The organism is Flavobacterium helocola (assembly GCF_038289885.1).
GTDB lineage: Bacteria > Bacteroidota > Bacteroidia > Flavobacteriales > Flavobacteriaceae > Flavobacterium > Flavobacterium cheniae.
In genome coordinates, this window is the sequence record NZ_JBBYHT010000003.1 from 90,204 (window position 1) to 103,683 (window position 13,480).

At 32.9% G+C, this 13,480-nt stretch carries 12 protein-coding genes; 8 read left to right on the top strand and 4 right to left on the bottom strand.

Annotation, left to right across the window (positions count from 1 at the left end; all coding sequences use genetic code 11):
• Window positions 1-41 precede the first annotated feature (41 nt).
• From AAEO58_RS07640 to AAEO58_RS07650, 3 genes are all read right to left on the bottom strand, one after another.
• Entirely contained in the window at window positions 42-1,463 is a 1,422-nt protein-coding gene (locus tag AAEO58_RS07640) for an SDR family oxidoreductase (protein WP_341682880.1), read from the bottom strand.
• A 29-nt stretch (window positions 1,464-1,492) separates the two neighbouring features.
• Entirely contained in the window at window positions 1,493-2,116 is a 624-nt protein-coding gene (locus AAEO58_RS07645; RefSeq protein ID WP_133609636.1) for a MarC family NAAT transporter, read from the bottom strand.
• 100 nt (window positions 2,117-2,216) lie between these two features.
• Window positions 2,217-2,648, bottom strand: a complete 432-nt coding sequence (locus tag AAEO58_RS07650; protein WP_341682881.1) for a hypothetical protein — start codon at window positions 2,646-2,648, stop codon at window positions 2,217-2,219.
• 102 nt (window positions 2,649-2,750) lie between these two features.
• On the opposite strand from AAEO58_RS07650, the gene AAEO58_RS07655 reads away from it, so the two are divergent.
• A complete protein-coding gene (locus AAEO58_RS07655) occupies window positions 2,751-3,107 on the top strand; it encodes a CoA-binding protein (protein ID WP_341682882.1) in 357 nt (118 codons plus the stop codon).
• Here AAEO58_RS07655 and AAEO58_RS07660 read toward each other — a convergent pair.
• Complete coding sequence (locus AAEO58_RS07660) at window positions 3,104-4,600, bottom strand: sodium:solute symporter (RefSeq protein ID WP_341682883.1); 1,497 nt, start codon at window positions 4,598-4,600, stop codon at window positions 3,104-3,106. The two genes, AAEO58_RS07655 and AAEO58_RS07660, sit on opposite strands and share 4 nt — an antisense overlap.
• 140 nt (window positions 4,601-4,740) lie before the next feature.
• On the opposite strand from AAEO58_RS07660, the gene recR reads away from it, so the two are divergent.
• From recR to AAEO58_RS07695, 7 genes are all read left to right on the top strand, one after another.
• Window positions 4,741-5,361, top strand: coding sequence for a recombination mediator RecR (recR, locus tag AAEO58_RS07665; protein ID WP_341682884.1), 621 nt, complete (start codon window positions 4,741-4,743; stop codon window positions 5,359-5,361).
• Window positions 5,362-5,486: 125 nt separating this feature from the next.
• Window positions 5,487-6,278: a polysaccharide biosynthesis/export family protein gene (locus AAEO58_RS07670; protein ID WP_341682885.1), complete on the top strand. Its 792-nt coding sequence runs from the start codon at window positions 5,487-5,489 to the stop codon at window positions 6,276-6,278.
• Window positions 6,279-6,283: 5 nt separating this feature from the next.
• On the top strand, window positions 6,284-8,743 hold the full coding sequence (locus AAEO58_RS07675) for an exopolysaccharide transport family protein (RefSeq protein ID WP_341682886.1): 2,460 nt from the start codon (window positions 6,284-6,286) through the stop codon (window positions 8,741-8,743).
• 20 nt (window positions 8,744-8,763) lie between these two features.
• On the top strand, window positions 8,764-9,759 hold the full coding sequence (locus AAEO58_RS07680; protein WP_341682887.1) for an SDR family oxidoreductase: 996 nt from the start codon (window positions 8,764-8,766) through the stop codon (window positions 9,757-9,759).
• A gap of 19 nt (window positions 9,760-9,778) precedes the next feature.
• Window positions 9,779-11,170: a UDP-glucose 6-dehydrogenase gene (locus tag AAEO58_RS07685; protein ID WP_341682888.1), complete on the top strand. Its 1,392-nt coding sequence runs from the start codon at window positions 9,779-9,781 to the stop codon at window positions 11,168-11,170.
• A 246-nt stretch (window positions 11,171-11,416) separates the two neighbouring features.
• Entirely contained in the window at window positions 11,417-11,791 is a 375-nt protein-coding gene (locus AAEO58_RS07690) for a four helix bundle protein (RefSeq protein WP_341682889.1), read from the top strand.
• Complete coding sequence (locus tag AAEO58_RS07695) at window positions 11,779-13,092, top strand: nucleotide sugar dehydrogenase (RefSeq protein ID WP_341682890.1); 1,314 nt, start codon at window positions 11,779-11,781, stop codon at window positions 13,090-13,092. Before AAEO58_RS07690 ends, AAEO58_RS07695 begins: the two co-directional genes overlap by 13 nt.
• Window positions 13,093-13,480: the final 388 nt, after the last annotated feature.

The following is a 13,480-nucleotide window of genomic DNA, read 5'->3' on the forward strand; positions in this document are numbered from 1 at the left end:
AAAATCCCAAATTCTAACTTTAATCAGAATTTGGGATTTTTTTATTTGGTAATATTTTTAATCATGCCTCCAAAAATAAAAAAATGAAACGGAACTAAACTGTACCAATATAGTCGCCCTAACAATCCTTTAGGTCTAAAAGTTGCAATTTGATGGAGTTTGTTTTCGTTGTCTATTCTAAATTCTAGCCAAGCCTCTCCAGGTAATCGCATTTCAGCATAAAGAAGTAATCTTTTTTCTTCTTTGTTGGCTACTAAAACGCGCCAAAAATCAAGAGCGTCACCATTGTCTAAATGAGTTGGATGTGTTCTGCCTCTTCTCAATCCAACACCGCCAAAAAGTTTATCTAAAAAACCACGGATTTTCCACATCCAATTTCCATAATACCAACCCTTGTCACCACCAATAGACCAAATATTATCAAGTGTTTTTTCAACATTGGTTACCGATTTAATTTTATGATCTTTCAAACATCCATAAGTAGGAATTTGAATAAATTCAGAAAAATTTTCTTTAAATCGGCTACTTACTAAACTATCTTTCCAGCTAGAAATAACGAGATTTTGTTCCATTTTTAAAAATGCCAATTTAATAGCATCTACATAAGTGATTGGTTTAATTCCTAATGCTTTTTGAAGATCGTTGTTTTTGCAAACGACTTCCATTTTCATGCTGTCAACTAAGTTTACTGCTAATTTGTAGGAAGTAGAAGTTACAAAATACAACCAATAAGAAGAAAGCTTTGGCGACATTACAGGAAGTGTAAAAATCCAAAGTTTGATGCCTCTCGTTTTGGAATACAAAAGCATCATTTCTTTGTATGTAATCACATTAGGCCCGCCAATATCGTAGGATTTATTATAATGTTCTTCCTTTAGTAAAACTCCAGTTAAATAATGAATAACATCGCGAATTGCAATAGGTTGACATTTCGTTAAAACCCATTTTGGAGTTACCATAACAGGTAGCTTTTCACACAAATCGCGAATAATTTCAAATGATGAACTTCCAGAACCTACAATAATTCCTGCACGAAGAACAGTGGTATTGAAATTACCTTCAAATAATATATCCTCAACGTTTTTTCTTGATTGTAAATGTTTGGAAAGTTCGGAGTTATTGACAATTCCACTCAAATAAATCACTTGCTTAACGCCAATTTCGTTCATGTATAAATTGAAATTGTGCGCTGATTTTCCTTCCATAACATCAAAATCAGAAGTAGAAGATGTCATGGAGTGGATTAAATAATAAGCTACATCAATCTTTTCAGGAAGATTGTTTAGGTTTATTGGGTGTAAGAAATCAACTTCCCAAATGGTAATTCTTTCTTGAGTGGTTTTGTCTAATCCAAGTCGGTTTTTATCACGAACACAACAAATTACCTCATGACCTTGAGATAGAAGTTCTGGGAGTAATCTTCTTCCGACATATCCGTTAGCACCTGTTAATAAAATTCGCATTTTTTATTAAAGGTACTAAAAAGAAAATTTTAAATACCTCTAACAATACTTAAAACTGCACTAATTATATATTGTATTCCAATAGCAATGGTTAAAAAACCTATAATTCTTGAAATAGCAACAATCCCAGAAGCACCTAAAATATTAGCTAAATAATGTGCGCTTCTTAAAATTAAATAAATTGTTGCTGCCACAACTAAAATAGCTATGGAAGAAATAATAATTTCATTAGTCGTGTTATGATCTTGATAAAAAGCAATTAATAGAGAAATAGAACCTGGTCCGGCCAACATAGGCATTGCTAAAGGTGTTAATGCAATATCATGACGATTTTCAACATCCTTTTGGACCTTTTTATTAATCCCTTTGTTTTTGCTGAAATTTCCATTTAATAATCCAAATCCCGAACTAGTAATAATAATTCCTCCGGCAATTCGTAACGCAGTAATCGTAATTCCAAAAAATTGTAATACATATTGACCAATAAAAAATGAAATGATCAAAATGATAAATACATTAAAAGAAGTCAATAACGATACTTTTGATCGTTCAGCTTTTGTATATCCTTGGGTTAACCCAACAAAAATAGGAACTGTTCCAATAGGATTTAATACTGAGAATAAAGCGGCGAATAAATAAATGAATAATTCCATCGTAAAATTTTTACAAATATAGTACAAGGTAATTATTTTATTTTTGATTCAAAAAAAAATCTAGATTACTTTTAAGTTTAGAAAACGTAAGCTAAAATAATTAGTAAACATCTAGAGGAGAATAGTAGGTATTTTTCTCTTTTTCCAATTCAAGCTTATTTATGAATTTTTGAACTCCTTTGCTGTTTTTTGAACAATCAACACTAATATAATGTTGGTCAATATGAAAAGTAATCGAGTTTCCAGGTTTAAATAGTACTAACTTGTAATAAGGAATAACTAATGCATATACATCTAATCTTGATTGAAAACCAATTATAATTCCTTTTGGTCGCAATTCAATATTACAGAATTTTACAGTGTTATTTACATGTAATAAATCATAAATAGCAGCACTGCATCGAGTGATGAATAATTTTGGAGAGCCTATTCCGCCTTTTTTAAGGTTTTCAATTAAAGAATAAGATTTGCCTACTAATTCATTGATTTCTCTTTCAATTTTTGGGTCTTTGTATGAGATATTGTAAAGCATTTTTGTTTAAAATTACTTCAAATTTCTTTTTCAATTCAGACTTTAGCAAATTTTTATTATTTGTTTATTTATTCGTAACTTTAGCTTGTAAAATATATAATCATGAAAACATTAGTAATAGGAGCTTCCACAAATAAAGAACGTTATTCTTATAAAGCCATTCATAGTTTAGTAGATAAAAGTCATCAGGTAGTAGCCATTGGAGCCAAAAAAGGAATGGCATTTGATATTCCTATCGAAACTGAGAAACTAGATTTTCATGCCGTAGATACAGTGACTTTATATCTTAATCCAAAAGTACAACAAGACTATTACGACTATATTTTATCGTTAAAACCAAGACGCGTTATTTTTAATCCAGGAACAGAAAACCCTGAATTTTATAAAATATTGGAAGCAAATAATATTCAGTATGAAGTAGCTTGTACTTTGGTGTTATTGGCAACCAATCAATATTAAAACTTAGTTTGACTTGTAGCAGGTTTACTGATTAACAACAATCCTATAAAAGTAATAATTCCGTTTACGATAATTAATTCGTTATCAATTACGTAATCTCCAAAAAGAGCCGCTGAATTTTTGGCTAATAAAAAGCAAACTAATGGAGAAATTATACAGATAATTGGAACTAATTTATCGTGAACGGTTTTTGATTTCATAAACAATCCAAAAGCATATAATCCTAAAAGTGGACCATACGTGTAACTAGCCACTTTAAAAATCATGGTTACTACCGATTTGTCATTTAATGAATTAAAAATGATAATCACTAAAAACATTAATAATGAAAAGGCAACATGTACCAAGTGACGTGTTCTAACTACATTAGGCTTGTTTTGATTTTCTGCTTTATCCATTCCTAAGAAATCGACACAAAAAGAAGTAGTTAAAGCAGTTAAAGCCGAATCAGTTGTGGCAAAAGTTGCAGCGGTCAATCCTAGTAAGAAAACAACAGCAGGAATAATACTCAAATGGTTAAATGCAATTTCAGGAAAAAGTAAATCAGTACGTTTTACACCATCTACCATTGGAACAGAAATGCCGTTTTTCTCGGCATATAAATAAAGTAAAGCTCCCACGCTTAAAAAGAAAATATTGATAATTACAAAAATCCCAGTAAACGTAAACATGTTTTTTTGCGCTTCACCAATGTTTTTGCAACTTAAATTCTTTTGCATTAAATCTTGGTCTAATCCTACCATAGCAATAGTTACAAAGATTCCGCCTAAAATTTGTTTCATAACATAATTGCCTTTCAAGTAATCTTCATAAAAGAAAACTTTAGAATAATTGCTGTTTTTTACAGCTTCAAAAGCCTCGGTAAAACTATAATCCAAGCTGTTACAAATAAAAATAATCGTTAAAAATACCGATGATACTAAGAAAAAGGTTTGTAAAGTATCGGTAATAATAATTGTTTTTAATCCACCACGATAAGTGTAAGCAAATATCAAGGCTAATGAGATTAAAACCGTCACTGCAAACGGAACGTTGTATTCGTCAAAAACAAAACGTTGCAACACAATTACCACTAAATACAATCGAAAAGCCGAACCAATAGTTCTACTAATCAAGAAAATAGTGGCTGCTGTTTTGTAACTTACAACACCTAATCGTTGCTCAATATAACTATAAATCGAAGTTAAATTCATTCGATAATAAAGTGGAAGCAAGACAGTGGCGATAATGATAAAACCAATTGCATTTCCTAATACAAATTGGAAATATTTAAACTGCAAATCAGGATTTCCGACTTCACCCGGAACAGATATAAAGGTAACACCAGAAAGTGCAGTTCCAATCATACCAAAAGCAACTAAATACCATTTTGCGTTTTTATTCGCCTTAAAAAAAGCATCGTTACTGCTGTCTTTTTTACTTACAAAATTGGATATAAGAATGAGGATTCCGAAATAAATAATAATGATAGCTAAAATAGTTCCTGAAGTCATAGGTTGGTTTTAATTTGTGCTAAAATAGGAAAAAGATAGAAGTTTGAAGCGAGAAGTCAAAAGAAAATTCTTTTGTAATTATTTTTGGGAAACTCTTAACTCCCAACTTCTATCTCCTAACTTTTTTTTACTTTTGCTAAATGGAATTGCCTTCAAAATTATTAGAAAATGCGGTTAACGAAATGTCTCAATTGCCAGGAATTGGTAAAAGAACGGCATTACGATTGGTTTTGCATTTATTAAAACAACCTGCAGAACAGACAGAAATGTTATCTTCAGCTTTAACAGCCATGCGTAATGATATTCAATATTGTAAAGAATGTAACACCATTTCAGATGCAGAGATTTGTGGAATTTGTTCCAATGCTTCCCGAGATAAATCAATTATTTGTGTGGTAGAAGATGTTCGTGATGTCATGGCATTAGAAAACACCGGAATGTTCAAAGGGATTTATCATGTACTTGGCGGTAAAATTTCCCCTATTGAAGGTGTTGGTCCAAGTCAATTAAAAATCACTTCATTAGTTGAAAAAGTAAAAGAAGGAAATGTTTCTGAAATTATTTTTGCATTAAGTTCCACTATGGAAGGCGATACAACCAATTTTTATATTTACAGACAGATTAAAGAATATGAAGTGAAGACATCTACCATTGCAAGAGGAATTGCCGTTGGAGATGAACTTGAATATGCCGACGAAGTAACCTTAGGCCGAAGCTTGTTAAATAGAATTCCATTTGAAACTTCTATAAAGCCATATTAGCAAAATTTTAATCAAAAATCAGGAATAACTTCGTTATTTTAATTGTAAAAACTATATTTGTTACCTAATTTAGTGTGGTTTGTGTTTTATTTATAAAATGCAGACAGTATCAGTATAGCTTACTCATGAAAAAAATAGTTTTTTTTGCCTTATTCTCGGTTTTATTTACTTCTTGTATTTCTACAAAAGATTTGATGTATTTGCAACCTGATGCTACATCAAAATCTGATTCTATAAAAGTTGCTCAAGAAGTTTCTAAGCCTTACAGAATTCAAACAAACGATGTAATAAGTATTACAATTAAAGCCTTGGATCAAAAGTTAGTAGATATGTTTTCCGTTACTGAATCTGCGTCTCAATCTCAAACTTCTTTGCAAGGATTATATTACACGGGATATACAGTAGATGACCATGGTAACATAAGAGTGCCTATTTTAGGAGAATTAAATGTCCTAGGTTTCACAACAGACGAAGTAAGACTAAAAGTAGAAAAGCAATTATTAGAAGAATACTTCAAAAAAGATGCTAATATTTTTGTTACGGTAAAACTGGCAGGACTAAAATATACAATCAATGGAGAAATTGGGTCGCCAGGAATAAAATTTTTATATCAAGATAGAGCAACCATTATGGAAGCGATTGCCAATTCAGGCGACATTCCTATAACTGGAAACCGAAAAGATGTTCAAATTATTAGGAAATTCCCGCATGGTTTTGAAACGTATAGTATTGACTTAACAAAAGAAAGTGCGATGAGCTCTCCTAATTTTTATATTCAGCCAAATGATTACATTATCATTAAACCATTAAAACAAAAAACATGGGGAACGGGAGTTACAGGAGTGCAATCTGTAGCAACTATTATGACTGCTATTTCTTTAATTACAACATTATTGGTGTTGTCTAAAACATTGTAATTAAAATGTTAGATACTAAAGATTTTAATTTTTTCGAATCACAGAATTCGTTCGACTTCAAAGGGTTCATCTTGAAAGTCATTAGCTATTGGAAATGGTTTGTTTTGTCTTTAATCATCACTTTTGTTTATGCATATAATGTAAATATCAGGAAAGAAAGTGTTTATGGAATGGAATCACTTATCGTAGTAGAAGACCAAAATAATCCTTTTTTTACATCAAATACGAGTTTGGTATTTAATTGGGGCGGTACTTCAGATAAAGTACAAACCATTATTACGACTTTGAAATCGCGGTCGCACAATGAAATTGTTGTAGATAAGCTACAATACTATATAAAATACCTTAAAAAAGGAGAATACTATTTTCAGGATGTATATGGAGAAGTTCCTTTTTATGTGGAAATTGATAAGACAAAAGGACAACTTTTCGGTCAATTAATAAAAATCAAATTTTTGTCTCCAACGCAATACGAATTAAGTATTGATTTTGGTGAAGCTACTTCGGCAACTGTAATGCAATATGAAGACTTAGTTGCTAAACCTGTAAATGTTTCGGGAGGAGAATTTAAAAGAGTTTATAAAATAAATGAAGAAGTTACTTTACCTTTTTTAAATCTTAAAGTTATCATCAAACCAGAGGTTTATGAGTATACTAATCAAGAATACTTCTTGCGTTTCGATGATTTCAATGGAACAGTAGGAGCTTTCAGAGGAATTGATGTAAGTGCTGATTTAAAAGCACAATCAGTTATACGTCTGCAAATGGAAGGAACAAACAAACACAGATTGGTGGAGTATTTGAATACTACAGTTGAAGTTTTAAAAAAGGTTCAATTAGATAGTAAAAATCAATTTGCAAACAATACAATTGCTTTCATAGATAGTACTTTGAGAGAAATGGAAGGTCAAATTAAAGAAGCTGAAAATGAACTAAAAGAATTTAGAAAAGGGAAAAATGTTTTTGAGTTAGAAGATGGCGGAGGAATTTTAAGTGGAAGATTAACAAATTATGATGTCGAAAAAGACGCTATCAATAGAAAAATTGCTTATTATAATTTACTAAAGAATTATTTAGAGAAAACTACGGATTATTCCAAATTACCTGCTCCTGCTGTGGCAGGAATAGATGATCCAAACGTGGTAGGGAACGTGACTAAATTAATTGGTTTGTCAGCAGAACGTGCAAATTTAGCTTACTCAGTTAAAAACAAGAAAATGTTTTCTGAGTTTGATGTAGAAATGGAATCAATTAAAAAAGTACTTCTAGAAAATATTGCAAGCGCAAAAAGTGCATTAAATTTAGATTTGTCTCTTATTAATAGAAATATAGCAAAGGCAGAAGGGGAAGCTAGTTTGTTGCCAGAAAACAAACAAGAGCATATCAAGATTACAAGAAAGTACAATCTAAAAGACAAAATATACAGCACATTTTTAGAAAAAAGAAGCGAGGCAGAAATTGTAAAAGCAGCTAATATTTCAGATATTAATTTTCTAGATCCAGCAAAAGATGTTGGTGGTGGTTTGAGAGGTCCTAAAACAAGCATCAATTATATTTTAGCTGCGATGTTGGGCTTTTTAATTCCGTTACTTATTGTGTTTGTAATTACATTGTTAGATAACAGCATTAATACAACTGATGATATTCAAAAATTAACAAATATTCCTTTAATTGGAGTAGTTGGTAAGAAAAACACAGATAATAATTTATCGGTTTTCGAAAAACCAAAATCACCTTTAGCAGAGTCATTCAGAGCCATTCGTTCTTCGTTACAGTTCATGTATAAAAAGCAACAAAAAGAAGGTTCTAAGATTTTAATGGTAACATCTTCGGTAAGTGGGGAAGGTAAAACTTTCTGTTCTATTAACTTAGCAACTGTTTTTGCATTAAGTGATAAAAAAACCGTAATTGTAGGTTTAGATTTAAGAAAGCCAAGAATCTTTGGGGATTTTAATATCGATAATATCACAGGTGTAGTGAATTATTTAATCGGACAAAAATCAATTGATGAAGTAATTCAAAAAACACATATTCAAAATCTTGATGTGATTCCTTCCGGACCTATTCCGCCAAATCCATCCGAATTGTTAATGAGTGAAGCTATGGGTGAAATGATTGCAGAACTAAAAACAAAATACGATTATATCGTATTAGATACACCACCCGTTGGATTAGTTTCAGATGCATTAGAATTAGCTCATTTTTGCGATGCAACATTATATGTAACACGACAAGGGTATACAAAAAAAGGCATGTTAAGTGTAGTCAATGATAAGCATAAAAGAGGCGAACTACATAATATCAGTATCGTGTTTAATGGTTTTCAAAACAAAGCTAAATATGGCTATGGTTACGGATATGGCTATGGTTATGGTTACGGAGCTTATGGAGAAGCTTATCATGATGAAGTACAACCTAAATCAGGTTGGAGAAAAATACTAGATAAGTTTAAAAAAAATAGCTAAAATCGGGTGAGGCAAACTACATGACAAAAATTTCAAATAAAAAGATACTTATTACAGGTGGAGCAGGTTTTATCGGTTCTAATTTGTGTGGGTATTTTTTAGAAGATAACGAAGTGGTTTGTTTGGATAATTTTTCAACAGGACATCGTCATAATATTGAACAATTTCTTTCCAATCCAAATTTTACATTAATTGAAGGTGATATTAGAAATCTGGAAATTTGTGAAAAAGCGGTTTCTGGAATTGATTTTGTATTACATCAGGCGGCTCTGGGTAGTGTGCCTCGTTCTATTAATGACCCTATTACTACAAATGAAGTAAATGTTTCTGGTTTTTTGAATATGTTAATAGCGTCAAGAAATGCTAATGTAAAACGATTCATCTACGCAGCTAGTTCTTCTACTTACGGCGATTCTGAAAGCTTACCTAAAATTGAAGAAGTTATAGGAAAACCGCTTTCACCTTATGCTGTTACTAAATATGTAAACGAGTTATATGCTGATGTATTTAGTAAAACCTATGGAATGGAAACTATTGGATTGCGATATTTCAATGTTTTTGGAAGAAATCAAGACCCAAATGGTGCTTATGCCGCAGTAATTCCTAAATTTGTAGCCCAATTTCTAAATCATGAAAGTCCAGTAATTAATGGCGATGGAAATTTTTCTCGCGATTTCACCTACATAGATAACGTGATACAAATGAATGAGTTGGCAATGTTGACCGAAAATAAATCGGCAATAAATACGGTTTATAATACTGCTTTTGGAGAAAGAACCACTTTAAATGAGTTGGTCAATTCTTTAAGAGAGTTTTTATCAAACTATGATAATGAAATAGCTAATGTTCCCATCATTTATGGAGAAAATAGAGTAGGAGATATTCCTCACTCATTAGCAAGTATTGAAAAAGCAAAGAAACTACTAAATTACCAACCAAAGTTCTCAATGAGAGAAGGTTTGAAAGAAGCGGTAAATTGGTATTGGAATAATTTGCAAGTAAAAAGTAAAAAATAAAAAGTAAAAAGATAATACAATGATTACAAACATCTGTTGTATCGGTGCAGGGTATGTTGGAGGGCCAACAATGGCTATTATTGCTCAAAAATGTCCACACATAAAAGTTACCGTTGTTGACTTAAATGAAAAAAGAATCGCTGCATGGAACGATGCGGATGTGAATAATATTCCTATCTATGAACCTGGATTAAGTGACGTTGTTGCGGAAGCTCGTGGTAGAAATTTATTTTTTTCAACTGAAGTAGACAAAGCAATTGATGAAGCACAAATGATTTTTATTTCTGTAAATACACCAACCAAAACTTACGGTGTAGGAAAAGGAATGGCTGCCGATTTGAAATATATTGAATTGTGCGCGCGACAAATTGCTCGTGTAGCTAAAAACGATAAAATTGTTGTTGAAAAGTCAACGTTACCTGTAAGAACTGCAAGTGCTATTAAAGATATTTTAGATAATACTGGAAACGGAGTACAGTTTCAAATTTTATCCAACCCAGAATTTTTAGCTGAAGGAACTGCTGTTGAAGATTTATTCGCACCGGATAGAGTTTTAATTGGTGGAGATACAACCCCTGAAGGTCAAAAAGCAATTCAACAATTGGTTGATGTATATGCAAATTGGGTTCCAAAAGATAAAATATTAACGACTAATGTTTGGTCTTCAGAATTATCAAAATTAACTGCCAATGCGTTTTTAGCACAACGTGTTTCTTCAATTAATGCCTTGAGCGAATTGTGTGAAAAAACAGGTGCTGATGTTAACGAAGTAGCAAAAGCAATTGGATTAGATAGCAGAATTGGACCTAAATTCTTAAAAGCATCTGTAGGTTTTGGAGGTTCTTGTTTTCAAAAAGATATTTTGAATTTAGTTTACATTGCTAAATCATACGGATTAAATGAAGTGGCCGATTATTGGGAACAAGTAATCATTATGAATGATCATCAAAAACGCCGTTTTGCCAATAATATAATCAAAACCTTATATAACACCGTTTCTGGAAAGAAAATAGCATTTTTAGGTTGGGCTTTCAAAAAAGACACTAATGACACACGTGAATCAGCAGCTATTTATGTGGCAGACGATTTATTAAGTGAGCAAGCAACAGTAGTTGTATATGACCCTAAAGTAGCTTCAGCGCAAATTCAATTTGATTTGAATTATTTAGAATCTCGTTCAGAAATAGAAAACGCAAAAGGTGTTCAAGTAGCAATTAACGCTTATGATGCCTGTAATAATGCACACGCAATTGCTGTTTTAACAGAATGGGACGAGTTTAAAACATACGATTGGCAAAAAATATATGACAATATGTTAAAGCCAGCTTTTGTTTTTGATGGTAGAAATATATTGAATAAAGAAGAGTTAGAAAAAATTGGATTTATTTACCAAGGAATTGGATCGAGGTAGTTGAGAGGGAGACGAGGAGATTGGGGGACGAGGAGACGAGGAGATGAGGAGATTGGGAGATGAGGAGACGAGGAGACGAGGAGATTGGGAGACTGGGAGACGAGGGGACTGGGAGATGAGGGGACTGGGAGATGAGGAGACTGGGAGATGAGGAGACTGGGAGATGAGGAGACTGGGAGATGAGGAGATTGGGGGACGAGGGGACTTGGGGACTTGGGAGTGATGTTAGTTTTAAAATCATAAATTATGGCGAAAATTGCTACTCATAAAGATTTAAGAGTATATCAAGCGGCTTTTATGGCAGCTATGGATATTTACAAATTGTCTAAGTCGTTTCCTGTGGAAGAAAAATTTTCCTTAACTGATCAAATTAGAAGAAGTTCTCGTTCTGTTTGTGCTAATTTGGCCGAAGCTTTTAGAAAAAGGAGATATCCTAAGAATTTTGTTTCTAAACTTTCTGATTGTGAAGCTGAAGCTGCTGAAACTCATGTTTGGTTGGATTTTGCTCTTGCTTGTGAATATGTTACGATTGAAGATTACGAAAAATTATATAAAGAATACGATATGATACTAGGAATGTTAGTGAAGATGATTGTTGAACCTGAAAAATGGAATTTATAATGTCTCAAAATCACCCTATCACCCCGTCAGCTCGTCTGGCTATTATTGGTTTAGGATATGTAGGTTTGCCATTGGCACGACTTTTTGCTACCAAATATTCAGTCGTAGGATTTGATATTAATCAACAGCGTATTTCCGAACTAAATAATGGGATTGACTTAACGTTAGAAGTTGAAGAAGCGTTATTAAAATCAGTTTTAGTTGATAAGTCTTCGAATGAAATCGGTTTATATTGTTCTAATCAATTAGCCGATATTGCGGATTGCAATTATTACATAGTTACGGTTCCAACACCAGTTGATAAACACAATAAGCCTGATTTAACACCACTTTATAAAGCCAGTGAAACGGTTGCGAAAGTATTGAAAAAAGGAGATATCGTAATATACGAATCAACTGTCTATCCAGGTGTAACTGAAGAAGAATGTGTGCCTGTTCTAGAGAAATTATCGGGATTAAAATTCAATGAAGATTTCTTCGCTGGGTATTCTCCAGAACGAATCAATCCAGGCGATAAAGAGCATACAGTAGAGAAAATATTAAAAGTTACCGCGGGTTCTACTCCAGAAATTGGTAAAAAAGTAGACGATTTATATAGTAGTGTAGTAACGGCTGGTACGCATTTAGCTCCAACCATTAAAGTAGCTGAAGCTGCAAAAGTAATTGAAAACTCTCAACGAGATATCAATATTGCTTTTGTAAACGAATTAGCAAAAATTTTCAATATTCTAGAAATTGATACTCAGGCAGTTTTAGAAGCGGCTGGAACCAAATGGAATTTTCTTCCCTTTAAACCAGGCTTAGTTGGCGGACACTGTATTGGTGTTGATCCTTACTATTTAGCACAAAAAGCTTTGGAGGCAGGCTATCATCCTGAAATCATTTTAGCGGGTCGACGCATGAATGATAGTATGGGAGAATATGTAGCTTCTCAAGTAGTGAAGTTAATGATTAAAAAAGAAATCGTACTTCATGAAGCACAACTATTACTTTTAGGAGTGACTTTCAAGGAAAATTGTCCTGATGTTCGAAACACCAAAATTGTAGATATTGTTCACGCTTTAAAAGAATACGGAATCCATATCACCATTTACGATCCATGGGCAAAACCCGAAGAAGTACAACACGAATATGGTATTGAAACTATTCAAACATTACCTGATTCAACATTTGATGCAGTAGTTTTAGGTGTTGCTCACAAAGAATTTGCAGCTTTAGATATGGCTTCTTTAACCAAAGATAGAAATGTTATTTATGATGTTAAAGGGTTTTTGTCTGGAAATGTAGACGGGAGACTTTAGAGGACGTGGAGATTGGGAGACAAGGAGACGAGGAGACTGGGAGACGAGGAGATTGGGAGACGAGGAGATTGGGAGACGAGGAGACTGGGAGACGAGGAGACAAGGAGACGAGGAGACAAGGAGACGAGGAGACTGGGAGACGAGGAGACGAGGAGACTGGGAGACAAGGAGACAAGGAGACTTTGAGATGAGGAGAATGGAAAGAGGATGTTAAAAATTTTTTCAGGAATACAGATTTAAGAAGTCTTAAAAATTTGTTTTACACGATTGTCACCCTGAGCGGAGTCGAAGGCTGATGGAAATGTTTTACACAGAGATACACGGAGATTTTTTTGAAGTGGATTTTGTTGAGAGAGATGCATGGAGGCGTTGCACTTTTTTTGGTTTC

What these genes read in the sequence shown, in the direction of transcription:
- AAEO58_RS07640 (WP_341682880.1), bottom strand. Translation starts at nt 1,463, where the DNA reads ATGCGAATTTTATTAACAGGTGCTAACGGATATGTCGGAAGAAGATTA.
- AAEO58_RS07645 (WP_133609636.1), bottom strand. Translation starts at nt 2,116, where the DNA reads ATGGAATTATTCATTTATTTATTCGCCGCTTTATTCTCAGTATTAAAT.
- AAEO58_RS07650 (WP_341682881.1), bottom strand. Translation starts at nt 2,648, where the DNA reads ATGCTTTACAATATCTCATACAAAGACCCAAAAATTGAAAGAGAAATC.
- AAEO58_RS07655 (WP_341682882.1), top strand. Translation starts at nt 2,751, where the DNA reads ATGAAAACATTAGTAATAGGAGCTTCCACAAATAAAGAACGTTATTCT.
- AAEO58_RS07660 (WP_341682883.1), bottom strand. Translation starts at nt 4,600, where the DNA reads ATGACTTCAGGAACTATTTTAGCTATCATTATTATTTATTTCGGAATC.
- recR (WP_341682884.1), top strand. Translation starts at nt 4,741, where the DNA reads ATGGAATTGCCTTCAAAATTATTAGAAAATGCGGTTAACGAAATGTCT.
- AAEO58_RS07670 (WP_341682885.1), top strand. Translation starts at nt 5,487, where the DNA reads ATGAAAAAAATAGTTTTTTTTGCCTTATTCTCGGTTTTATTTACTTCT.
- AAEO58_RS07675 (WP_341682886.1), top strand. Translation starts at nt 6,284, where the DNA reads ATGTTAGATACTAAAGATTTTAATTTTTTCGAATCACAGAATTCGTTC.
- AAEO58_RS07680 (WP_341682887.1), top strand. Translation starts at nt 8,764, where the DNA reads ATGACAAAAATTTCAAATAAAAAGATACTTATTACAGGTGGAGCAGGT.
- AAEO58_RS07685 (WP_341682888.1), top strand. Translation starts at nt 9,779, where the DNA reads ATGATTACAAACATCTGTTGTATCGGTGCAGGGTATGTTGGAGGGCCA.
- AAEO58_RS07690 (WP_341682889.1), top strand. Translation starts at nt 11,417, where the DNA reads ATGGCGAAAATTGCTACTCATAAAGATTTAAGAGTATATCAAGCGGCT.
- AAEO58_RS07695 (WP_341682890.1), top strand. Translation starts at nt 11,779, where the DNA reads ATGGAATTTATAATGTCTCAAAATCACCCTATCACCCCGTCAGCTCGT.